The organism is Roseobacter sp. (assembly GCF_024639605.1).
In the GTDB taxonomy this organism is placed as follows: domain Bacteria; phylum Pseudomonadota; class Alphaproteobacteria; order Rhodobacterales; family Rhodobacteraceae; genus Roseobacter.
This window is the reverse complement of record NZ_JAHEHZ010000058.1, coordinates 1-20,894: the sequence shown is the minus strand read 5'-3', so window position 1 is coordinate 20,894 and position 20,894 is coordinate 1. Positions and strand designations below refer to the sequence as shown.

23 protein-coding genes are annotated in these 20,894 nt (G+C 60.8%); 12 read left to right on the top strand and 11 right to left on the bottom strand.

Annotation, left to right across the window (positions count from 1 at the left end):
* The 3 genes from Q0M35_RS09560 to Q0M35_RS09550 all read left to right on the top strand — a co-directional run.
* The coding region (locus Q0M35_RS09560) for a histidine phosphatase family protein (protein ID WP_295314568.1) at window positions 1-293 on the top strand (293 nt) is incomplete at its 5' end.
* 59 nt (window positions 294-352) lie between these two features.
* Window positions 353-1,033: a glutathione S-transferase gene (locus Q0M35_RS09555; protein WP_295314566.1), complete on the top strand. Its 681-nt coding sequence runs from the start codon at window positions 353-355 to the stop codon at window positions 1,031-1,033.
* 74 nt (window positions 1,034-1,107) lie between these two features.
* A complete protein-coding gene (locus tag Q0M35_RS09550; protein ID WP_295314565.1) occupies window positions 1,108-2,622 on the top strand; it encodes a YifB family Mg chelatase-like AAA ATPase in 1,515 nt (504 codons plus the stop codon).
* Window positions 2,623-2,628: 6 nt separating this feature from the next.
* Here Q0M35_RS09550 and gshB read toward each other — a convergent pair whose 3' ends face one another.
* The 3 genes from gshB to rsmI form a co-directional block, all read right to left on the bottom strand.
* Window positions 2,629-3,564: a glutathione synthase gene (gene gshB / locus Q0M35_RS09545; RefSeq protein WP_295314563.1), complete on the bottom strand. Its 936-nt coding sequence runs from the start codon at window positions 3,562-3,564 to the stop codon at window positions 2,629-2,631.
* A gap of 75 nt (window positions 3,565-3,639) precedes the next feature.
* A complete protein-coding gene (locus Q0M35_RS09540) occupies window positions 3,640-4,023 on the bottom strand; it encodes a YraN family protein (RefSeq protein ID WP_295314561.1) in 384 nt (127 codons plus the stop codon).
* Between the two features lies 1 nt (window position 4,024).
* The gene (gene rsmI, locus Q0M35_RS09535; protein ID WP_295314559.1) at window positions 4,025-4,882 is read right to left on the bottom strand and encodes a 16S rRNA (cytidine(1402)-2'-O)-methyltransferase; all 858 of its coding nucleotides are present in this window, start codon (window positions 4,880-4,882) and stop codon (window positions 4,025-4,027) included.
* 75 nt (window positions 4,883-4,957) lie between these two features.
* Between rsmI and Q0M35_RS09530 the strand changes: the two genes are divergently transcribed.
* From Q0M35_RS09530 to murJ, 3 genes are read left to right on the top strand one after another with little or no spacing between them, the layout of a single operon-like run.
* Window positions 4,958-6,139 carry a penicillin-binding protein activator gene (locus tag Q0M35_RS09530; RefSeq protein ID WP_295314557.1) on the top strand — a complete coding sequence of 394 codons (1,182 nt, stop codon included), beginning with the start codon at window positions 4,958-4,960 and terminating at the stop codon, window positions 6,137-6,139.
* 10 nt (window positions 6,140-6,149) lie between these two features.
* Window positions 6,150-8,942 carry a [protein-PII] uridylyltransferase gene (locus tag Q0M35_RS09525; protein WP_295314555.1) on the top strand — a complete coding sequence of 931 codons (2,793 nt, stop codon included), beginning with the start codon at window positions 6,150-6,152 and terminating at the stop codon, window positions 8,940-8,942.
* Window positions 8,939-10,480, top strand: coding sequence for a murein biosynthesis integral membrane protein MurJ (gene murJ, locus Q0M35_RS09520; protein ID WP_295314553.1), 1,542 nt, complete (start codon window positions 8,939-8,941; stop codon window positions 10,478-10,480). Before Q0M35_RS09525 ends, murJ begins: the two co-directional genes overlap by 4 nt.
* Here the strand turns inward: murJ and Q0M35_RS09515 are convergent, their stop codons facing one another.
* The gene (locus Q0M35_RS09515; RefSeq protein ID WP_295314551.1) at window positions 10,481-11,167 is read right to left on the bottom strand and encodes a rhomboid family intramembrane serine protease; all 687 of its coding nucleotides are present in this window, start codon (window positions 11,165-11,167) and stop codon (window positions 10,481-10,483) included.
* Window positions 11,168-11,249: 82 nt separating this feature from the next.
* Here Q0M35_RS09515 and trpS point away from each other — a divergent pair, with 82 nt between their 5' ends.
* From trpS to Q0M35_RS09490, 5 genes are all read left to right on the top strand, one after another.
* Window positions 11,250-12,266 (top strand): tryptophan--tRNA ligase, encoded by a 1,017-nt coding sequence (gene trpS / locus Q0M35_RS09510; protein ID WP_295314549.1) that lies wholly within the window; start codon window positions 11,250-11,252, stop codon window positions 12,264-12,266.
* A 119-nt stretch (window positions 12,267-12,385) separates the two neighbouring features.
* Window positions 12,386-12,862 carry a VOC family protein gene (locus Q0M35_RS09505; RefSeq protein ID WP_295314548.1) on the top strand — a complete coding sequence of 159 codons (477 nt, stop codon included), beginning with the start codon at window positions 12,386-12,388 and terminating at the stop codon, window positions 12,860-12,862.
* A gap of 62 nt (window positions 12,863-12,924) precedes the next feature.
* Complete coding sequence (locus Q0M35_RS09500; RefSeq protein ID WP_295314546.1) at window positions 12,925-14,025, top strand: class II histone deacetylase; 1,101 nt, start codon at window positions 12,925-12,927, stop codon at window positions 14,023-14,025.
* Between the two features lie 16 nt (window positions 14,026-14,041).
* Window positions 14,042-14,620, top strand: a complete 579-nt coding sequence (locus tag Q0M35_RS09495; RefSeq protein WP_295314544.1) for a nitroreductase — start codon at window positions 14,042-14,044, stop codon at window positions 14,618-14,620.
* Window positions 14,617-15,342 (top strand): EI24 domain-containing protein, encoded by a 726-nt coding sequence (locus tag Q0M35_RS09490; RefSeq protein WP_295314542.1) that lies wholly within the window; start codon window positions 14,617-14,619, stop codon window positions 15,340-15,342. The genes Q0M35_RS09495 and Q0M35_RS09490 overlap by 4 nt, the downstream gene beginning before the upstream one ends.
* Here the strand turns inward: Q0M35_RS09490 and Q0M35_RS09485 are convergent.
* Window positions 15,272-15,568, bottom strand: a complete 297-nt coding sequence (locus Q0M35_RS09485; protein WP_295314541.1) for a DUF1467 family protein — start codon at window positions 15,566-15,568, stop codon at window positions 15,272-15,274. The genes Q0M35_RS09490 and Q0M35_RS09485 overlap by 71 nt on opposite strands.
* Before the next feature lie 20 nt (window positions 15,569-15,588).
* Window positions 15,589-15,993: a methylmalonyl-CoA epimerase gene (gene mce, locus Q0M35_RS09480; protein ID WP_295314539.1), complete on the bottom strand. Its 405-nt coding sequence runs from the start codon at window positions 15,991-15,993 to the stop codon at window positions 15,589-15,591.
* A 159-nt stretch (window positions 15,994-16,152) separates the two neighbouring features.
* Here mce and Q0M35_RS09475 point away from each other — a divergent pair, with 159 nt between their 5' ends.
* Complete coding sequence (locus tag Q0M35_RS09475; protein WP_295314536.1) at window positions 16,153-16,872, top strand: response regulator; 720 nt, start codon at window positions 16,153-16,155, stop codon at window positions 16,870-16,872.
* Between the two features lie 6 nt (window positions 16,873-16,878).
* Here Q0M35_RS09475 and Q0M35_RS09470 read toward each other — a convergent pair whose 3' ends face one another.
* The 5 genes from Q0M35_RS09470 to Q0M35_RS09450 form a co-directional block, all read right to left on the bottom strand.
* Window positions 16,879-17,598, bottom strand: a complete 720-nt coding sequence (locus Q0M35_RS09470) for a GNAT family protein (RefSeq protein WP_295314534.1) — start codon at window positions 17,596-17,598, stop codon at window positions 16,879-16,881.
* A 47-nt stretch (window positions 17,599-17,645) separates the two neighbouring features.
* Window positions 17,646-19,421, bottom strand: coding sequence for an aspartate--tRNA ligase (gene aspS / locus Q0M35_RS09465; protein WP_295314532.1), 1,776 nt, complete (start codon window positions 19,419-19,421; stop codon window positions 17,646-17,648).
* Between the two features lie 145 nt (window positions 19,422-19,566).
* Window positions 19,567-19,965 (bottom strand): Na+/H+ antiporter subunit G, encoded by a 399-nt coding sequence (locus Q0M35_RS09460; RefSeq protein WP_295314530.1) that lies wholly within the window; start codon window positions 19,963-19,965, stop codon window positions 19,567-19,569.
* A complete protein-coding gene (locus Q0M35_RS09455; protein ID WP_295314528.1) occupies window positions 19,962-20,249 on the bottom strand; it encodes a K+/H+ antiporter subunit F in 288 nt (95 codons plus the stop codon). The genes Q0M35_RS09460 and Q0M35_RS09455 overlap by 4 nt, the downstream gene beginning before the upstream one ends.
* Window positions 20,246-20,746, bottom strand: a complete 501-nt coding sequence (locus tag Q0M35_RS09450; RefSeq protein WP_295314570.1) for a Na+/H+ antiporter subunit E — start codon at window positions 20,744-20,746, stop codon at window positions 20,246-20,248. The genes Q0M35_RS09455 and Q0M35_RS09450 overlap by 4 nt, the downstream gene beginning before the upstream one ends.
* Between the last annotated feature and the right edge of the window lie 148 nt (window positions 20,747-20,894).

Here is a 20,894-nt window from a genome sequence, read left to right as displayed (position 1 = left end):
TCCTGAGCCGGTCGTTCTGGGAAGAACCCGGCGATGTCAGTGCGCCCGGTGGCGAGAGCTGGAACATGGCCGCGCGACGGGTCAGCGCCGTAGTGCAGCAGATGAATGTCGCACACCCCGGCGCTGAAATCATCGCTGTGGCGCATTTCGGCGTGATCCTGACGCAGATACAGCAGGCATTACAGGTGCCGGCTTATGACGCAATGGCCCACCGGATCGATAATCTGTCGGTCACGACGATCTCCTGGGACGGAGATTCAGGCAAAGTTCACCGGATCAATCACCTTTCGTGATGCCCCGCGTCACATAACGGCGTTTTACCTGCGCCCGGCAGGCGCATAGCGTCACGCGCATGACATATGACCTTTACATCGGTGATCGCACCTTTTCGAGCTGGTCTCTGCGCGGCTGGCTGATGCTGGAGAAATCCGGGCAACCTTTTCGCACACATATGGTGGGGCTTTACTCAGGCACGATGGCCGCGGAACTGACTGATCTGAGCCCGGCCCGGCTGGTGCCCGTGGTAAGAACGCCGCAGGGCGAGGTGATCGGCGAAACCCTCGCCATTGCTGAGACGCTGGCCGAACGACACCCCGAAGCACAGCTCTGGCCCGAAGATCCGGCCCTGAGAATACGCGCACGCTGGCTCTGTGCCGCGATGGCATCGGGGTTTACGGCTCTGCGCGCGACCTGCCCGATGCAGCTGCAGCACGTGAACGCTGGCTTTGAAGCGTCTGATGCCGTAAAAACTGACCTCGCGAGGATCGAAGAACTCTGGTCCTGGGCACAAAGCAGTCCGGGGCGGGACGGACCATGGCTGCTGGGGCGCTACAGCCTCGCTGATATCTTTTACGCACCCGTTGCCGCCCGGATTACGGGCTATGACCTCGATGTGTCGGAGGCGGCCGCACAATACTGCCGGCAGGCGATCCGCGAGCCTTCTTTTCTTGCATGGCGGGCCGAAGGACTCCGGACCACCTATGACCCCTTTCCCTATCCTGCCGGCTGCCCCACGAATCCCTGGCCGGCCTGAGCGGGCAAAACCGTTAAGCTTTCAGTAAGGCTGCTGCGGCTACCGTTAACCATGATATCCGGTTGCGGGGCGTTATGATTACACTTACCCACTCTGTCGCTTTCCGCGGCACAGAAGCCTGCCTCGTCGAAGTGCAGTGTTCGCTGACCCCGGGCCTTCCGGGGTTCAGCATCGTGGGCCTGCCGGACAAAGCCGTCTCCGAGGCGCGCGACCGCATCCGGTCGGCACTTGCCGGAATGGCAATCGCCTTTCCCTCCAAAAAGGTCACAATCAATCTCAGCCCGGCCGATCTGCCGAAGGAAGGCAGTCATTTTGACCTGCCGATCGCAATAGCTCTTCTCTCGGCACTCGAAATTGTCCCGACGGATATGGCGCGCGGGATGGTGTCGCTGGGTGAGATGTCACTCGACGGCACGCTTGTGCCAGTCACGGGCAGTCTGCCCGCGGCTGTAACAGCAGCGGCCGAAGACCTCGAACTCATCTGCCCCGCCGCCTGCGGGCGCGAAGCCGCCTGGGTCAGCGGCGCCCGCGTTACCGCCGCACACTCCCTGAGCGATGTGATCCGCCATGCATCAGGACAAACCCCCATTACCCCCTCAGAGCCCGGCGAAGTATCCCGGGCTCCGTCCTTTCACGACATGCGTGACGTCAAGGGTCAGGAGCGGGCAAAACGCGCGCTTGAAATCGCTGCTGCGGGGCGCCACAACCTGCTGCTCGTCGGCCCGCCAGGCACCGGGAAGTCGATGCTTGCGCGCCGGCTGGCCGGTATTCTGCCCGCGCTTACCGCCCGTGAGGCGCTTGAAACCTCGATGATCCATTCGGTGGCCGGGCTGCTCGATGAAGGTGGCATTTCGCGCGACCGTCCCTTTCGCGATCCCCATCACACCTCCTCGGCGGCTGCGGTGATCGGCGGAGGCAGGCTGGCGCGCCCGGGCGAGGTGTCGCTGGCGCATAACGGTGTCCTGTTCATGGACGAGCTGCCGGAATTTCCGCGCAATATACTCGAAAGCCTCCGGCAGCCGCTGGAAACCGGCGAGGTCATGATTGCCCGCGCACATGCCCATGTGAAATATCCCTGCCGCTTTATGCTGGTGGCGGCTGCCAACCCCTGCCGGTGCGGATACATGACCGACCCTGCGCGCGCCTGCGCCAAAGTGCCGGCCTGCGGAGAAGACTACCTTGGACGTATCTCCGGGCCTCTGATGGATCGTTTTGATCTGCGCGTCGATGTCCCGCCTGTTGCCTGCTCCGATCTTGACCTGCCGGCGGCGGGGGACACATCTGAAGACGTGGCTCTGCGGGTCACAGCTGCCCATGCTCTGCAGGCCCGGCGGTACGCGGAGCAACCCGAAATGTGGTCAAATGCGGATGCTGCCGGCAGCATGCTCGACGAAATCGCAAGCCCTGACAGCGAAGGGCGCGATCTGCTGATCAGGGTGGCGGACAAACTGGGTCTCTCGGCGCGGGGATATCACCGGATCATGCGAGTGGCACGCACCATTGCTGACCTCGAAGGCTCTGTTACTGTCCGCTATCCGCACCTGGCCGAGGCTGTGGGCCTGCGACTAGCACGGCCCGTTTCCACCTGAGCGGTCTCAGGCGCGCCGCGCCTCGATCACTTCCCAGATTTTGCCGGCGATGTTGACACCGTCAAACCTTTCCAGCTCCTGGATGCCAGTTGGCGACGTCACATTGATCTCGGTAAGATAGTCGCCGATGACGTCAATACCGACGAAAATCTGACCTTTCTCGCGCAGCAGCGGGCCGATAGCGGCGCAGATTTCAAGGTCGCGCTCCGTCAGGCCGACTTTCTCCGGACGCCCGCCCACGTGCATATTAGATCGAGTCTCACCCGCTGCCGGGATGCGATTGATCGCGCCCACCGGCTCTCCATCTACAAGAATCACCCGTTTGTCACCTTTTGCGACTGCAGGCAGGAATTTCTGAACGATCAGCGGCTCTCGTGAGAACCCGATGAAAAGCTCATGCAAAGACGTAAGGTTTCGGTCATTTTCATCGAGACGGAAAACCCCGGCGCCGCCGTTGCCGTAGAGCGGTTTCAGGATGATATCGCCATGCTTTGCCTTGAACGCTTTAATCGTGGAAAGATCACGGGCGACGGTGGTCGGCGGGGTCAGCGCCGGGAAATCCAGCACCAGCAGTTTCTCAGGATAATTCCGAACCCAGAAGGGATCATTCACCACCAGGGTATCAGGCGCAAGCCGGTCCAGCAGATGGGTCGAGGTGATGTAGTGCATGTCAAACGGCGGGTCCTGGCGCAGCCAGACCACGTCGAATTTTCCCAGATCCACCTCACGCTCCGGGCCGAGGACTGCGTGATCACCCTGTTTGCGCCGCACGGTCATATCGTGACCCCGGGCGGTGATGTGCCCTTCCTGATATGCCAGGTGGTCCGGCGTGTAGAAAAAGAGCTCATGCCCGCGGGCCTGGGCTTCTTCCGCCAGCCGAAAGGAGCTGTCGGCATCGATATTCACATCCCCGACGGGATCCATCTGAAAGGCAACTTTCATAATCACTCCTGCGCTGTCGGCCTCTTGATGGACCAGAGGCGACGCAGGTGCAATGCCCGCATGGGGTCTGTACGTTCAGGTGGTATGCAATGCGCCCGGCAGGATACTGACTGCACCAGTCGCATCAACGAGGGCCGCATCAAAGCGCACCGGTGTCAGCTGTCCGGCAGGCTCACCGGCGATAAAACCGGAGGCGGCAGCAAATATCCTTGCGATCTGTGTCGGGCTGATCCGAAGGGCGGCGGATTCAAATGTCCGGCTTTTCTTTACTTCCACGAAGACGAGCGTATCCCCTTCCCGGAGCACCAGATCAATCTCACCGCCCGGCCCGCGCCAGCGTTTGTGGGCAAGTGCTGCTCCGCGTGCCTCATAGGCCCGTGCCACGCATTCCTCCGCCGCGCGCCCGGCGTGATAATTCAGCCGTCCGGTATCTCCGGCAGGGCTCTTTATCTGCGGCATTTCATTCCTTCGTCAGTTCAAGTGCCATCTGATAGACTTTGCGCCGCGGCGTCTTATGCGCCTGCGCGACCATATCCACCGCATCCCGCATCGACATTTTTTCCAGCGCCACGATCAGGTCCTCTTTTACATCCGAAGTGCTAATATCTGCCGAACGCGCCCGGTCGATCAGCACGACTATTTCGCCTTTAGGACGCTTATCCGCCCAGGCAGCCGCAAGTTCGTGCAGGCTGCCACGCCGGACTTCCTCGAATTTCTTCGTCAACTCACGGCAAACGGCCGCCTCGCGGGCACCGCCCAGAACCGCTGCGCAGTCGTCAAGCATCGCGAGCAGTCTCTTGGGCGATTCGTAAAACACGAGCGTCCCGGGGATATCTCTCAGAGTTTCCAGATTGGCACGCCGCGCCGCACCCGCATTCGGCAGAAACCCGGCAAAGAAAAAAGCATCCGTCGGCAGCCCCGCCAGTGCAAGCGCGGTCAGAACCGCCGACGGGCCGGGCGCAGATGTCACCATCAGCCCGTTTTCGCGCGCCGCACGGGCAAGCTCAAATCCGGGATCAGCAATGAGCGGCATGCCCGCCTCGGAGGCATAAACGACCGACTGTCCGCTCGCGATCGCCTCAAGCACCCGGCGGATGACCCCCTCACCACTGTGATCATGCAGTGCAATAAGCGGTCGCCCGCCCAGAGGCACTGCGTGGATGTCCATCAGGTGGCGCAGGCTGCGCGTATCCTCGGCAACCAGCATATCCGCCGACGCAAGCACATCAAGCGCCCTGAGCGTAATGTCGCGCGCCGTTCCGATCGGCACACCGACAAACCACAGTCCGGCCGCCAGTGGCACATTTTGGAAATTCAAAGCTGGACCCGCCTTTCTTGACGTCTATGATTGCGGTCAGATCTGCGCGACCGCGCAAAGACCGGAGTATTCCTTATGTTTGCCGTTTTCCCCTCTACCCGCAAGTTGCTGACCCGTACGCTGATGGCGCTGTCCGGCCTGGCCCTTGCGGCCTGTAACACGGTCACCGGCACCGGATTTAACACCGGTGCTCCGATCAATACCTCCGATCCGGTGCCCGTCGCGCTGCTTGTTCCGGCCGGCTCCGGCAACACGACCAATGACATCCTCGCAAGAAATCTTGAGAACGCGGCGCGTCTGGCAATGCGGGACCTGACCGGCGCAACTATTGATCTGCGCGTCTATTCCACCGCAGGCCAGCCCGCAACAGCAGCAGCCAGCGCCCGTCAGGCAGTGGATGAAGGCGCGAAAATCATTCTCGGTCCGGTCTTTGCCTCCTCGGCGGCTGCTGTCAGCGTCGAGGTCGCGCGCGACAATGTGAATGTCCTGTCGTTCTCAAACAATGCCGCCATCGCCGGCGGAAACCTTTTTGTGCTTGGACCTACCTTCCAGAATACCGCTGACCGGATGGTGAGTTATGCGATGTCGCAGGGCAAAAGCACCATGGTCATCGTGCACGGCACGGATGTGGCCGGCAGCCAGGGCCGCGATGCGATCCAGCGCGCGGCAACGCGTCAGGGTGCAGGCGTTGTCGGCACCGTTGGATATGCGCTGTCCCAGCAGGACGTAATCGCCGCGATCCCGCGGATTAAATCAGCTGTTGAAAGCTCTGCTGCGGATGCGATTTTCATGACCAGCGACACGGCCTCGGCGCTGCCGCTTCTGTCACAGTTGCTGCCTGAGACCGGAATTTCCTCGGAAGTTGCGCAGTTCATGGGCCTCACGCGCTGGGATATCCCGCCACAGACCATGAGCCTGCCCGGAGTGCAGGGCGGCTGGTTTGCTGTACCCGATCCCGGCGCTTCCTCACGCTACAGCGGGCAGTATCAGGCAGCCTACGGCGCGTCACCGCACCCGATCGGCGGCCTTGCCTTTGACGGGATCGCGGCCATCGGCGCGCTGATCAGCCAGGGCGACGGCGGCGCGCTGACCCGCGGTTCGCTGACGCAATCCGCCGGGTTCCGGGGGGCCAGCGGTGTCTTCCGGCTGCTGCCCGACGGCACCAATCAACGCGGTCTCGCTGTTGCAACGATCCGCAACGCGCAGCTCAGCATCCTGAGCCCGGCACCTACAAGCTTCGGCCGCGCAGGGTTTTAAGGCAACCTGAATGGCCCTCTCTGATCAGCAGACCAGCGATGTCGGACCCGACAGCCTGATCTGCCCGCCCGACGTGATCTTTGACAGCGCGCAGGTCGATGATCTGCTGCGCGACGCCCGAAAGGCCGGCCAGCCTGCGCAGGAAACACGCGATGCTGCAGTCGCGCTGCTGCGCAGGTTGCAGAAGGAAGGACGCGCGGCGATTGAAACCGCGTTCCGCGAAAAGCCGTTCGAGGCCCGCCCGATGACCCGGGCCTATACCTGGCTCACCGATCAGCTTGTGCGCGCAACCCTGCGGGTCGCAACTGATGTTTTGCATCACAAACCCAATCCGACCTCTGGTGAGCATCTTTCTGTGATCGCGGTGGGGGGCTACGGACGCGGAGAAATGGCGCCTTTCTCGGACGTCGATCTGCTCTTTCTGACGCCCTATAAAATGACCTCCTGGACGGAAAGCGTGATCGAAAGCATGCTCTATATGCTCTGGGATCTGAAGCTCAAAGTCGGACACGCCAGCCGCACGGTCAAAGAATGCATCCGTCTCGGTTCCGATGATTTCACCATCCGGACGGCGCTGCTGGAAAACCGCTATCTCGCCGGTGATATGGCACTGGCGCGTAAACTCTCTGAACGGCTGCGCAAGGATCTCTTTGCCGGTTCCGGGCGTGAATTCGTCGAGGCAAAGCTCGCAGAACGCGAGACACGGCACAACAAACACGGCCAGCGCTATGTGGTCGAACCTAATGTCAAAGAAGGCAAGGGCGGGCTGCGCGATCTGCAGTCGCTCTTCTGGATCGCGAAATACGTTCATGACGTGAACGATCCTGCCGATCTTGTGGATCTGGGCGTTTTCAGGCCCGAAGAGTACCAGGATTTTGTTTCAGCTGGTGACTTTCTCTGGGCAGTGCGCGGGCATCTGCACCTGCTGAGCGGCCGGCCGACCGAACAGCTTACGTTTGATATGCAGGCATCCGTGGCCGAGGCCATGGGATATGAAGACACCGAAGGCCGGCGCGGCGTCGAGATCTTCATGCAGGAATACTTTCTGCATGCCACCGAAGTGGGCGACCTGACCCGCATCTTCCTGACCAAGATGGAGGCCGATCACGTCAAGGCCGACCCGCTTCTGGAGCGCATCTTCCGTCGCAAGCGCAAGGTACGCGACGGCTATGTGGTCGTACACAACCGGCTGGCACTGCAGGATGACGAAGAATTTCTGTCCGACAAGCTTAACCTTCTGCGCCTCTTCGAAGAGGCTCTGCGTACCGGCATGCTGATCCACCCTGATGCTATGCGCACGATCAAGGCCAATCTCGATCTGATCGACGACGGGATGCGCCGTGACCCCGAAGCGCAGCGCATCTTCTTTGACCTGCTGCTGAAACACGGCAACCCCGAGCGGGCGCTGCGGCGGATGAACGAACTGGGCGTGCTGGCGGCGTTTATCCCGGAATTTGAGCCTGTTATCGCGATGATGCAGTTCAATATGTACCACTCCTACACCGTGGACGAACACATCATTCAGTGCATCCGGACACTCAGCAAAATCGAACGCGGCAAGCTGACCGAAGACCTGCCGGTTGTCTCTTCGATCCTCAAAGGCGGCGTAAACCGCAAGGTGCTTTATACTGCTCTGCTGCTGCATGACATCGCCAAGGGCCGGCCCGAAGATCACTCGATTCTGGGCGCTCAGATGGCGCGGAAAATCGCGCCGCGCATGGGGCTGAACAAAGCTGATTCCGAGACCGTGGAATGGCTGGTGCGCTATCACCTGCTGATGTCTGATATGGCCCAGAAACGAGATATCGCGGACCCGCGCACTGTGCGCGAATTTGCCAAAGCAGTGCAGACTGTCAAACGGCTTGATCTGCTTTGTGTGCTGACGGTCTGTGATATACGGGGTGTGGGGCCGAACACCTGGAACAACTGGAAAGCCGTGCTGATCCGTGCGCTCTACCGCCAGACAAAGCGTGCGCTTGAAACCGGGCTCGAAGATCTCAACCGCGAAAACCGCGGGGCCGAAGCCAAACGCGCTCTGCGCGAAGCGCTCAGCGACTGGCCGCGCAAGGATCTGCAGACCGAGACCGCCCGGCATTACGAGCCCTACTGGCAGGGCCTGCATGTCACGGCGCATGTCACCTTTGCCGAAATGCTGCGTGATATCGGCAAACAGGAGACCGGCGAGGTCGAAATTCTGATCGACCTGCACCCCGATGAGGACCGCGACGCCACGCGCGCGTGCTTTGTGATGGAAGACCATCCGGGCATCTTTACACGCCTTGCCGGTGCGCTGGCCCTTGTCGGGGCGAACGTGGTCGACGCCCGCAGCTATACCACCAAAGACGGTTATGTAACGGATGCCTACTGGATCCAGGATGCCGACCGGAACCCCTATGATGCTGCCCGTCTGCCCCGTCTGCGCCGGATGATCGAACGCACGCTGAAGGGCGAAGTAGTCGCCCGCGAGGCCTTCAAAGACCGCGACAAGGTCAAAAAACGCGAGCGCGCTTTCCGGGTGCCGACGCATATCACCTTCGACAACGAGGGTTCGGAAATCTACACGATCATCGAGGTGGATACACGCGATCGCCCGGGCCTGCTCTATGATCTGGCGCGTACGCTTGCGGCCTCCAACGTCTATATCGCCAATGCTGTGATCGCGACTTATGGAGAGCAGGTGGTCGATACCTTCTACGTCAAGGATATGTTCGGGCTGAAATACCACTCCGAGAGCAAACAACGCAGCCTCGAAAAGCGTCTGCGCGCCGCCATCGACGAAGGCGTTGAAAGGGCAAAGACTTGAAACCTATCCGCCTGATGTCGGGTTTTTTCACGGTCGGCGGATGGACACTGATGAGCCGGGTGCTGGGTTTTGTGCGCGACGCTATGATCCTTGCGTTTCTGGGCACCGGGCCGCTTTATCAGGCTTACGTGGTGGCCTTCCGGTTGCCCAATATGTTCCGCCGGTTCTTTGCCGAGGGCGCTTTCAACATGGCCTTTGTGCCGATGTTCTCCAAGCGCCTTGAAGGGGACGAGAACCCCGAAGGCTTTGCCTCTGAAGCCTTTGCAGGACTGGCCAGCATCCTGATAGCGCTGACGCTGCTGGCGATGGCCTTCATGCCCTGGCTGATCTATGCGCTGGCTTCGGGCTTTGCCGGGCAGGAACAGTTCGGTCTCTCGGTCGAATTCGGGCGCATCGCCTTTCCCTATATCCTCTTTATCTCGCTCGCAGCGCTTCTTTCGGGCATGCTGAACGCGTCGGGGCGTTTTGCGGCTGCGGCCGCCGCTCCGGTTCTGCTCAACATTCTGCTGATCGGCGCGATGGCTGTGGCCGCCCGGATCGGGGGCGACGTTGCGCGGGCGCTGATCTGGACAATTCCCGTGGCCGGCGTGGCGCAGATGGCCCTGCTCTGGGTCGCCGTCAGGCGCGCGGGCTTCACCCTTCGGATCAGACGACCGCGGCTGACGCCGGACATGCGCCGCCTGATACGGGTTGCCGTGCCCGCCGCAATGGCCGGCGGTGTGGTACAGATCAACCTGCTTGTCGGCCAGCAGGTCGCAAGTTACTTCGACAAAGCTGTGGGCTGGCTCTTTGCCGCCGACCGGCTCTATCAGATGCCGCTTGGCGTTGTGGGCATCGCTGTGGGAGTGGTGTTGCTGCCGGACCTGTCGCGCCGTCTGAAGGCGCGCGATGACACAGGCGCCCGCAACGCGCTGAGCCGGGCTACCGAGATTTCGCTGGCGCTTACGATCCCTTCCGCCGTGGCTTTGGTGATTATCCCGCTGCCGCTGGTTTCGGTGCTGTTCGAGCGTGGTGCTGCCACAACTGATGATACGGCCGCCATTGCACTGGCCGTCGCAATCTATGGGCTGGGCCTGCCCGCCTTCGTGCTGCAGAAAATCCTGCAACCGCTGTTTTTTGCGCGCGAAGACACGCGGCGACCGTTTTACTATGCCGTGGCCTCTATGATCGTGAACGCCGGTCTGGCCATTGGCCTCGCACCTGTCATCGGCTGGATCGCACCGGCGATCGCAACGACCCTGGCTGCCTGGGTTATGGTCGCGTTGCTGCGCACCGGCACGCGCTCTTTCGGCGAGGTTGCGACATTCGACACCCGCCTGCGCCGGCGCATCTGGCGCATGGTTCTGGCGTCGGCGATCATGGGCGCTGTGCTCTGGATCACGGCGGCAGTGCTCAATCCGTTTCTGGGCATCCCGTGGTGGCGCGGTCTGGCACTGACCGTGCTTGTAGGCACCGGGATGCTGGCATACGGCCTCGCGGGTCAGGCCCTCGGTGCCTTCCGCATGGCCGAGTTCAAAGCAGCCTTCCGCCGGAGCTGATCACTCCCGGCGCAGAGCGCGGATAAGCCGGGTCATGCCGCCGGGGACCAGCAGAGCCGAGGCGGCAAATCCGAAAACGAACCCGGCCAGATCCGCCACCCATTGAGTGGTCGGGCCGAAAAAGACGCCAAAGATCAGTTGCAGTCCCATCAGCATCGCAATCAGGCTGAAGGCGCGCAATTGCTGCTCTCCCGTGGCGCCAAGCCGGACCCACATAACAAACGAATACCCGCCGATCAGCCCGTAAACTGCCGGAAAGCCCCCGAGCAGCCATTCCGGGTCATTCAACAGCAGCGCATAGACCAGCGCACCGAAAATGCTGCCTCCGAGAAAGAGAACCAGCACCGCAATCTGCCCGAGGGTCTCGCCCACCATCTTGCCGAGCGCCAGGGTCAGGACGGCCGCAAAAAGCGTTGCCGTGAAGCCGGAATGCACAAAGCTGTAGGTGACAAAGCGGACCATTTCGCCGGGGATCCAGCGCCCGTTGAGCATCATCCAGTCAAAGAGATCTCCCGAAAAACCATAACGCTCAGCCGCCGCAAGACGCCAGCCGATGGCCTCGGGCCCACCGATGAGCCCCTGTCCACCCAGCATGAACGCAAGCTCCGGCAGGATCAGCGCTGCAAAGAGCAGAGTCACGACCGGTGGCAACGGATTAAAGGGGGGTGCTTCACGGTGATCTTCCATGCCTCAGGGCTTCCTTGACGATACTCTGCCCTATGGGTAAGGCAGGCGCGACCCTATTGCCAGCCGGGAACGGAGCCCAGCGATGACAACCCCGACTTTCACACCGCGCGTATTTTCCGGCATCAAGCCTTCGGGCGGCCTGACGCTCGGCAATTACCTTGGTGCCATCAAACGTTTCGTGCAGATGCAGGAAGAAGACTTTGAGACCATCTATTGCATGGTTGACCTGCATGCGATCACGGTCTGGCAGGACCCCGCCGATCTGCGCAGGAACACCCGCGAACTGGCAGCCGGGTTTATCGCCTCCGGCATCAGCCCCGAAAAATCCATCCTGATCAATCAGAGCCAGGTGCCGGAACATGCGCAGCTTGGCTGGGTTTTTTCCTGCGTCGCCCGCATGGGCTGGATGCAGCGTATGACGCAGTTCAAGGACAAGGCCGGCAAGAACGCGCAGAACGTATCGCTTGGCCTTTTCGGCTATCCCGCGCTGATGGCGGCGGATATTCTGGTTTATCACGCCACACATGTGCCGGTCGGCGAAGATCAGAAGCAGCATCTCGAGCTCACCCGCGACATCGCGCTCAAGTTCAATCATGACTACGGCGTGGATTTCTTCCCGGTTACCGAACCGGTGATCGAGGGGGCGGCGACGCGGGTAATGAGCCTGAGAGACGGCTCGAAGAAGATGTCCAAATCCGACCCGTCTGACGCGAGCCGGATCAATATGACTGACGATGCCGATGCCATTGCGAAAAAAATCCGCAAAGCCAAAACAGACCCGGATGCCCTGCCCTCAGAGGCCGCAGGGCTGGAGAACAGGCCGGAGGCGCGCAACCTCGTCAACATTTACGCAGCTCTGAGCGACAAGTCTGTGGATCAGGTGCTCAAAGAGGTCGGCGGCCAGCAGTTCGGCGCGTTCAAACCGCTGCTCGCGGATCTGGCGGTCTCAAAGCTTTCGCCAATCTCGGACGAGATGGCGCGTCTGATGAATGACCCTGCCGAGATCGATAAGATCCTGGCCCGCGGGACAGAACAGGCGCGTGAAATCACCGCGCCGATCCTGAAAAAAACATACGAAATCATCGGGATGGTGGGCTGAGCGCGACATCTCCGGCGCACCCCGCTCCGTTATGCACAGATGTTGCGCGCTCCTGCCTCTGGCGGTGAGTGCAAGGCCGCGCTTAGAGTGACGGCGCCGGGTCAACAGGAGTTTACCGCATGCAGAACGCAGCACATGCCTCAGTAGGTCACGTTCATCTAAAAGTCGCCGATCTTGAACGGGCCATTGTCTTTTACCGCGATGTCCTCGGCTTTGATCTCACTGCGCGATATGGGCGCGATGCCGCGTTTCTGGGTGCGGGCGGGTACCACCATCACATCGGCCTGAACACCTGGCACTCCAAAGGTGGCACGCCCCCCGCAGGGAATCACACCGGCCTTTATCACAGCGCGTTTCTCTATCCCGACCGTGCAGCGCTGGCGGCCGTGATCCGCCGGGTTCTCGATGCGGGATACACTCTCGACGGGGCCGCCGATCACGGCGTGAGCGAGGCTGTGTATCTGCGCGACCCGGACGGCAATGGCGTCGAACTTTACCGCGACCGTGCGCCCGGGGACTGGCCGCGCAACACCGATGGAAGCCTTGCGATGGTCAATGACCCGCTGGATGTGGATGCGCTGATCGCTGACGCCTGAGTGATGGACAATCGCCGGTGCGCGGTTCAGTTTCGGCAGGCGCAGCAGCGAGAGACATCGATATGACAACAGGATTTTTCTGGGACGAGACATGCTTCTGGCACGCCGGTGGCAACTATGCTTTCACCGTGCCTGTTGGCGGATTGGTGCAGCCCATGGCCGCCGGCGGGCTGCCGGAAAACCCCGAGACCAAACGCCGGTTGAAGAACCTGTTGGAAGTCACGGGTCTCATGCGCGAGCTCGATGTACGCGGTGCTCCTGCCGCCACGCGTGACGATCTTCTGCGCGTGCATCCGGAAAGCTACCTGGACCGGTTCAAAGCCCTGTCCGACGCAGGTGGCGGCGAGATCACCCGCGCAGCCCCTTTTGCCGCCGGCGGATATGAGATTGCCGCCCAAAGCGCAGGCCTCGCGGTTGCGGCCGTTGACGCGGTCATGAGCCACGCGGTCACCAACGCCTATGCGCTCTCACGCCCACCCGGGCATCACTGCCTGCCCGATCATCCGAACGGGTTCTGCCTGATGGCCAATATCGCCATCGCAATCGAGGCGGCCTTGGCAAAAGGCACAATTCAGCGCGTCGTTGTGCTGGACTGGGATGTACATCATGGCAACGGTACTGAAGCGATTTATTACGCGCGCGACGATGTGCTGACCATTTCGGTACATCAGGAGGGCAACTTCCCGCTGGATACAGGTGCGGTGGAGGACCGGGGCACGGGTAAGGGGGCCGGTTTCAACGTCAACCTGCCTCTGCCCGCGGGTGCGGGTCACACCGCCTATCTGCACGCGATGGATACTGTGATCCTGCCGCAGATTGCAGCGTTTCAGCCTGATCTGATCATCGTCGCCTGCGGTTTTGATGCCGCCGCGATTGATCCTCTTGCGCGCATGCTCGCCACGACCGACACCTTCCGCGAGATGACCCTGCGCATTAAAGCCGCCGCTGAAACCCACTGCGACGGGCGACTTGTTCTGGTGCACGAGGGCGGCTATTCGGAGTTCTACGTACCCTTTTGCGGCCACGCCACAATCGCCGCACTGAGCGGCAGCAGTATCACCGCTCCGGACCCGATTGCAAAAAACCTTGCCGTTCGCCAGCCCGGACCGCGTTTTGATGCTTTTCTCCGGGCCGAGATTGATTATCTCGCGGGTAAGCTCTGAATGAAGGAGGCATCCGATGCCAGCACCCAATCCTGCCGCATCTGAATTTCTGCAGACACGTCGCTCCCGACCCGCGAAAACCCTGCAACCACCGGTGCCCGATGCCGGTGCTCTGCGCCCGCTGCTGGTGGCCGCCGCGCGCACGCCTGATCATGGAAAGCTGGAACCCTGGCGCTTCATCGTGATCGAAAAGCCCGCGATGGCGCGGCTGTCTCAGGTTGTCGCTGACCGCGGCAAAGCACTCGGTCTGGATGCCGAACAGATCAGCAAGGGGCGCAGCCAGTTTGATCAGGGGCACCTTGCCGTCGCCGTTATCGAAGTGCAGAAACCTTCTCCGAAAATTCCGGCGCTTGAGCAGACCTATTCCGCCGGTGCCGTCTGTCTTGCGCTGCTGAACGCCGCCCTCGCGGCCGGCTGGGGCGCCAACTGGCTTTCGGGCTGGCCCAGCCACGACCGCGGCTTTATGGAGCATGCGCTTGGTCTCGGGCCCGCCGAACGCATCGCGGGCTTCATCCACATCGGCACGGAAACGGCCATCCCGCCCGAGCGGCCCAGACCGGACCCCGATGCCATTACAAGCTGGGTTTCATCATGATCCTTGCGTCCTTCTTTGCAGCTCTCAGTCAGCTGACCGATGCGCGGTTTCGCGGCGTTCTGCTCACCGGTGTCGGCCTGACGCTGGCGCTGCTCATCGCCTTTTCCGTGGCCTTTGTGTGGTTCATCGGCTGGGCTGTGGGCGATGCGGTCACCCTGCCCCTGATCGGCGAAGTCACCTGGGTCAACGACATCGCCAGCTGGGGCGGCGCACTGGTGGTCATCGTGCTCTCGACGTTCCTGATGGTACCTGTGGCCTCGGGTGTCACATCGATGTTTCTCGATCAGGTGGCTCAGGCTGTCGAGGACGAGCATTACCCGCAGCTCGGGCCCGCCTTGCCGGTGCCGTTTCTCGATGCTCTGAAAGACAGCATCGGATTTCTCGCCGTTCTTATCGGCGCGAACCTGCTGGCGCTGGTCCTCTACATCATGCTCGCGCCGTTTGCGCCGCTGATATTCTGGGGACTGAACGGGTTCCTGCTCGGCCGGGAATATTTCACACTTGCTGCGATGCGCCGGATCGGCCGCAAGCAGGCAAAAGCGCTCAGGTCCCGTTATACCTTTCGCGTCTGGATGGCCGGCATTCTGATGGCCATCCCGCTGTCAGTGCCGGTCCTGAACCTGCTTGTTCCGATCGTGGGGGCCGCAACATTTACCCATCTGTTTCACCGGCTGGCGCCACAGGGGCCATATGACCGGACCAGTCCAGATCCCGCACGCTGATCACGCCCGACAGGATAATGCCCGAGATAATCGCCCAGAGCACGACGCTGATCACCGTTGTCCAGCGCGCTTTTTTACCCAGATTGTGTACCTCGGGTGCGCCAGCATGTGTGCCCGGAACGATGTCACCCAGGTCGCCCTGAGTTTTCACCCGGATCGGCAGCACGATCAGAAAAGTCATCGACCAGATGACCGCAAAAAGCACAAGAGCGGAAGTAATACCCATGACGTCAGTTCCTTTCGGGCTCAGACCTGCTCAAGTTCGACGAGACAGCCGTTGAAGTCTTTAGGATGCAGAAAGAGAACCGGTTTGCCGTGCGCCCCGGTTTTCGGCTCGCCGGTGCCCAGAACCCTCGCTCCGCTCTGCACCAGATGATCGCGCGCGGCGAGGATATCGTCGACCTCATAACAGACGTGGTGGATCCCGCCTGAGGGGTTTTTATCGAGAAACCCCTGAATGGGGCTCTCTTCACCCAGCGGATACAGCAGCTCGATCTTGGTGTTCGGCAGCTCAATAAATACCACCGTGACGCCATGATCTGGCTCGTCCTGAGGAGCGCCGACACTCGCGCCAAGAGCGGTCCTGTATTGCTCCGACGCGGCCTCCAGATCAGGTACTGCGATAGCAACGTGATTAAGCCGGCCAATCATATCCGTCTCCTGACAATCATCCGGTTTCTGTATGCGCCGTGCGCGGCAGGCCTGCAAGTGACGTGCCGCCGCAGGGAGGTCTGATACGGGAATTAACCGGCTGTTAGCCTTCAATTGCCATGGTGAGTCGGGTAGCGATTCACCCCACTGGAGGCGGACATGGACAAAACTGACCCTTTCGCGCCGACGATCCCGGCCCCGACGGCAATGCGCCCTCTGCTCGGACTGACGGTTCTTGTGATCGAAGATTCCCGTTTCGCCTGCGAGGCCATGCGCCTTTTGTGCCTGCGCAGCGGCGCCCGGATCCGTCGCGCTGACAGCCTGCGATCGGCCCGCCGCCATCTGCAGGTGTACCGCCCCTCTGTTGTAATTGTTGATATCGGACTGCCCGATGGCAACGGCATGGATCTGATCCGGGAGCTGACCTCGTGTGACCCGCGTGTGGATGTGGTCCTTGGCACATCCGGCGACCCGGACAGCGAAGCACAGGCGATGTCAGCCGGCGCCGACGGGTTCCTTGCAAAACCGATCACGTCACTGGCGCTTTTTCAGCAGGAGGTACTCTCAAACCTGCCCCAGGACCGGCAACCAACCGGCCTGCGCGAATTGCCCGATGACAGTATCAGCCCCGATCCGATGGCGTTTCAGGATGACATGGAACATATCGCCGGTGTGCTCGATGATCAGTCAGACGGCACAACGCTGGACTATGTGGCGCAGTTTCTCGGCGGTGTGGCCCGGTCTGCCCATGATGTCGGCCTTGAGAAAGCAGCCGCAGCCCTTGCCGCAAAGCGGGCCAGCGGGCAGCCGGCGGTTCAGGAAGCCACCGACCTTTCCGGGCTGATCCGCCAGCGGCTTACACAAAAACTGGCAATCTGACCCGCGTTAAAGGCTGAACGCGGGATCCGCAGCGACCAGCACCGGTGCGGTAAATGCCCCGAGGGCCTTCCGCTGGACGCCTCTGGCATCGAAATTCGACGGGTCCAGCCAGGCGGAAAATGCCTCCCGCAGCCGCGGCCATTCGCTGTCGATGGCGGCAAACCAAGCCGTATCGCGATTACGCTCCTTAATGACCGCAGCCTGCCGGAACACCCCTTCATAGCTCAGTCCGAGACGTTGTGCGGCCCGGCGTGACGGGATATTCAGCGCATTGCACTTCCATTCGTATCGCCGGTAACCGGCCTCGAATGCCCACTGCATCATCAGAAACATCGCCTCGGTCGCCGCGGGCGTCCGCTGAAGCGCGGGGCTGAGGCAGATGTGACCTACTTCCACGGATCCCGCGCCCGGATTAATCCGGAGATAGCTTGCCACGCCTTCCGCACGCCCGGTGGCAAGGTTTCGGACGGCATAGAAAAGATGCGCCTCATCCGCGACCGTCTCGCTGATCCACTGCGCATACGCCTGCTTACCGGGGAACGGGCCATAGGGCATGTAATCCCACAGCCGGTCGTGGCCGTCCATCTCGTCAAAAAGCTCCGCTGCGTGCTTGTTCGCATTCAGGGCTTCAAGCCGGACGCGCGCCCCGGTCAGCGTGTCACCCGCAGGTCGCGGCGGTGGCGACCAGCCGGGTACAGGCGCACCGGTTTGAGGCGCTTTCGTCACGCGCCTGCAGCCTCGGTACAGCAGTGTCTGGTCCTTTTCATCGCAGCCTATTCCTGCGGAATGACCCGCAACCCGAGTTCCATCAGCTGATCGCTCAGCGGCTCGGAGGGCGCAGACATCATCAGGTCTTCGGCCCGCTGGTTCATCGGGAAGAGAATGACCTCTCGGATATTACTCTCATCGGCCAGCAGCATCACGATCCGGTCGATGCCCGCTGCACACCCGCCGTGGGGCGGCGCGCCGTATTGAAAGGCGTTAACCATACCACCGAAACGCTTACGCACCTCATCCTCACCGTAACCTGCAATCTCAAAGGCTTTGAACATAATCTCGGGCCGGTGGTTCCGGATGGCACCCGACACCAGTTCATAGCCGTTGCACGCGAGATCATACTGGTACCCCAGCACATCCAGCGGGTCGCCTTCCAGCGCCGCCATCCCGCCCTGAGGCATGGAGAACGGATTGTGTTCGAAATCAATCTTTCCGCTCTCAGCATCCTTTTCGTAGATCGGGAAATCCACGATCCAGGCAAAGGCGAAACGGTCCTTCTCCGTCAGACCAAGCTCTTCGCCGATGACGGTCCGGGCTTTGCCCGCGACACCCTCAAAGCTCTTCGGCTTGCCACCGAGGAAAAACGCAGCATCGCCAACCTCCAGGCCCAGCTGCTGACGGATCGCCTCTGTTCGCTCCGGACCGATGTTCTTGGCCAGCGGACCTGCAGCTTCCATCCCCTGCCCCTGATCGCGCCAGAAGATATAACCCATCCCTGGCAGCCCTTCCTTCTGTGCAAAAGCATTCATCCGGTCACAGAATTTCCGGCTGCCGCCGCCCGGAGCCGGAATGGCCCGGATCTGCGTGCCCTTCTGTTCCAGCAGCTTTGCAAAGATCGCAAAACCGGACCCTGCAAAATGCTCAGAGACAATCTGCATTCTGATCGGGTTGCGCAGGTCAGGCTTGTCCGTGCCATACCACAGCGCCGCATCCTTGTAGGAGATCTGCGGCCATTCCTGATCCACCGGACGACCGCCGCCGAACTCCTCGAAAATGCCCGTGATAACGGGCTGAATTGTGTCGAATACATCCTGCTGTTCGACAAAGCTCATTTCCATATCAAGCTGGTAGAAGTCGGTGGGCGAGCGGTCCGCCCGCGGATCTTCATCGCGGAAACAGGGCGCGATCTGGAAGTATTTATCAAAGCCGGAAACCATCAGCAGCTGTTTAAACTGCTGAGGCGCCTGCGGCAGGGCGTAGAATTTGCCCGGATGCAGACGGCTCGGCACCAGAAAATCGCGCGCGCCCTCGGGCGAGGAGGCGGTGATGATCGGCGTCTGAAACTCGCGGAAATCCGCATCCCACATGCGCCGCCGGACAGAGGCAACAACATCAGAACGCAGCTTCATATTGGCCTGCATCTTCTCGCGCCGCAGATCCAGATAGCGGTACCGCAGACGCGTTTCTTCCGGGTATTCCTGATCACCGAAAACCTGCAGCGGCAATTCACCGGCACCGCCAAGCACTTCGATGTCGCGCACGAACACCTCTATCTCTCCGGTCGGAATTTTCGCGTTCACGAGCGACGCATCCCGGGCCTTCACCTCGCCGTCGATCCGGATGCACCATTCCGCACGCACCTTCTCAACTTCGGCAAAAACCGCGCTGTCAGGATCACAGAGCACCTGGGTCATCCCGTAGTGGTCGCGCAGGTCGATAAACAAAACGCCGCCGTGATCGCGGACCCGGTGCACCCAGCCCGACAGACGGACGGTTTCGCCGACATTCGCGGCGGTCAGATCAGCACAGGTGTGGCTGCGATAGGCGTGCATATTGATTTCCCTTCAGGGGGTTCAGATTTCGGGCCAGATACACCTTTTGGCGCTCAGGAAGTCAAGGTGCGCAACCCTCTGCCCGCCCCGAAAGACGCAGCGAAATGCGCATACTGCCCGGGGTATTGTGCGGGAACGGAGAATCTCAGCTTTGCGTGGCGTTCACAGGGTTGCTCACGGCCTTATCCGCATCCGGCACGTTCAGAGTACCCCATGTGTCATCCTTTGGCGGCTCGGGCGGCGTTTCGCAGGAACGGCGGTGGATGTTTACCTTGGCGATAAAATTCGCCGAAATCGGCGCTGTCACGAAAAGAAACGCCATGATCAGGATCTCATGCGCGGATCCGTAGTTGTAGGTGAGCGAATAGAGCATCGATGCCAGCAAAAGCGCACCTACTCCCACGGTGCCCACCTTGGTCGGCGCGTGCAGCCGCGTCATGGAATCATTGAATTTCACCAACCCGATCGTACCGACAAGCGTGAAGCCCGCGCCAACGAGAAGACATATTGCGGTTGCGATTGCGCCAATAACTTCGATCGTCATTCGATGATATCCCCCCGCAGAATGAACCGTGCATAGGCAACGGTCGAAACAAAACCAAGCATCGCGATAATCATCGCCACTTCGAAATAAATGTTTGAACCCTGCGAGATCCCCAGCAGCACAATCAGGCCGATGGCATTCACAACCATGGTATCGAGCGCCAGAATACGCGTACCGGTATCAGGACCGATCACCAGCCGTACCATCGACAGCACCTGCGACACAGCAACGGAGACAAAGGCGATCACCAGGGCGATGTTCAGAAAATCACTGGCAAAACTCATGAGAAGATCTCCTTCAGACGGCGCTGATAGCGTATGTTGATCTCGTCGCGTACGGCGTCAGGGTCATCCGTGTGAAGGACGTGTACGAGAAGGCTGTGGCCCTCATCCGACAAATCAGCCGAGACAGTGCCGGGCGTCAGCGTGATGGTCCCGGCCAGCACTGTGATCGCCTCAGGCTGGCGCAGCTCAAGCGGAACAACGATCCACGCGGGTTTAAGTTTTTCGTTGGAGACCGTCAGAACGATCCAGGCGACCTCGATATTGGCAACGAGGATATCCCAGAGGACCATGATCGAATAGGAAATCATCTTACCCATCCTGAAGCCCTTTGGCGTATCGGGCCACCAGGCGGACGTGGACCAGGGAATGATGATGCCAAGAATTAAACCGAAAACCACCATACCGGCCGACACGTCATTCTGAAGAAGCGTCCAGACCAGCGCCAGCAGCAGCGTCAGCATCGGGTGGGGCAAAAGCCAGTAGAATGCTTTGCTGATCATATCAGTGGGCCTCCTCTTTCGCGCCGTCACTCAGCTTGCCCGGCGTGCCGAGCACGGTTGATATGTAGGGCTCGGGCGCGAAAAGCCCCGCAGCGATACTGCCGGTATAGCGGTGAACGATACCGCCAAAGACAGTGTGCAGCAC

Excerpts from the sequence above, each read along its gene's own strand:
- Q0M35_RS09555 (WP_295314566.1), top strand. The coding sequence starts at position 353 with ATGACATATGACCTTTACATCGGTGATCGCACCTTTTCGAGCTGGTCT.
- Q0M35_RS09550 (WP_295314565.1), top strand. The coding sequence starts at position 1,108 with ATGATTACACTTACCCACTCTGTCGCTTTCCGCGGCACAGAAGCCTGC.
- gshB (WP_295314563.1), bottom strand. The coding sequence starts at position 3,564 with ATGAAAGTTGCCTTTCAGATGGATCCCGTCGGGGATGTGAATATCGAT.
- Q0M35_RS09540 (WP_295314561.1), bottom strand. The coding sequence starts at position 4,023 with ATGCCGCAGATAAAGAGCCCTGCCGGAGATACCGGACGGCTGAATTAT.
- Q0M35_RS09530 (WP_295314557.1), top strand. The coding sequence starts at position 4,958 with ATGTTTGCCGTTTTCCCCTCTACCCGCAAGTTGCTGACCCGTACGCTG.
- Q0M35_RS09525 (WP_295314555.1), top strand. The coding sequence starts at position 6,150 with ATGGCCCTCTCTGATCAGCAGACCAGCGATGTCGGACCCGACAGCCTG.
- Q0M35_RS09515 (WP_295314551.1), bottom strand. The coding sequence starts at position 11,167 with ATGGAAGATCACCGTGAAGCACCCCCCTTTAATCCGTTGCCACCGGTC.
- trpS (WP_295314549.1), top strand. The coding sequence starts at position 11,250 with ATGACAACCCCGACTTTCACACCGCGCGTATTTTCCGGCATCAAGCCT.
- Q0M35_RS09505 (WP_295314548.1), top strand. The coding sequence starts at position 12,386 with ATGCAGAACGCAGCACATGCCTCAGTAGGTCACGTTCATCTAAAAGTC.
- Q0M35_RS09500 (WP_295314546.1), top strand. The coding sequence starts at position 12,925 with ATGACAACAGGATTTTTCTGGGACGAGACATGCTTCTGGCACGCCGGT.
- Q0M35_RS09495 (WP_295314544.1), top strand. The coding sequence starts at position 14,042 with ATGCCAGCACCCAATCCTGCCGCATCTGAATTTCTGCAGACACGTCGC.
- Q0M35_RS09490 (WP_295314542.1), top strand. The coding sequence starts at position 14,617 with ATGATCCTTGCGTCCTTCTTTGCAGCTCTCAGTCAGCTGACCGATGCG.
- Q0M35_RS09485 (WP_295314541.1), bottom strand. The coding sequence starts at position 15,568 with ATGGGTATTACTTCCGCTCTTGTGCTTTTTGCGGTCATCTGGTCGATG.
- mce (WP_295314539.1), bottom strand. The coding sequence starts at position 15,993 with ATGATTGGCCGGCTTAATCACGTTGCTATCGCAGTACCTGATCTGGAG.
- Q0M35_RS09475 (WP_295314536.1), top strand. The coding sequence starts at position 16,153 with ATGGACAAAACTGACCCTTTCGCGCCGACGATCCCGGCCCCGACGGCA.
- aspS (WP_295314532.1), bottom strand. The coding sequence starts at position 19,421 with ATGCACGCCTATCGCAGCCACACCTGTGCTGATCTGACCGCCGCGAAT.
- Q0M35_RS09460 (WP_295314530.1), bottom strand. The coding sequence starts at position 19,965 with ATGACGATCGAAGTTATTGGCGCAATCGCAACCGCAATATGTCTTCTC.
- Q0M35_RS09455 (WP_295314528.1), bottom strand. The coding sequence starts at position 20,249 with ATGAGTTTTGCCAGTGATTTTCTGAACATCGCCCTGGTGATCGCCTTT.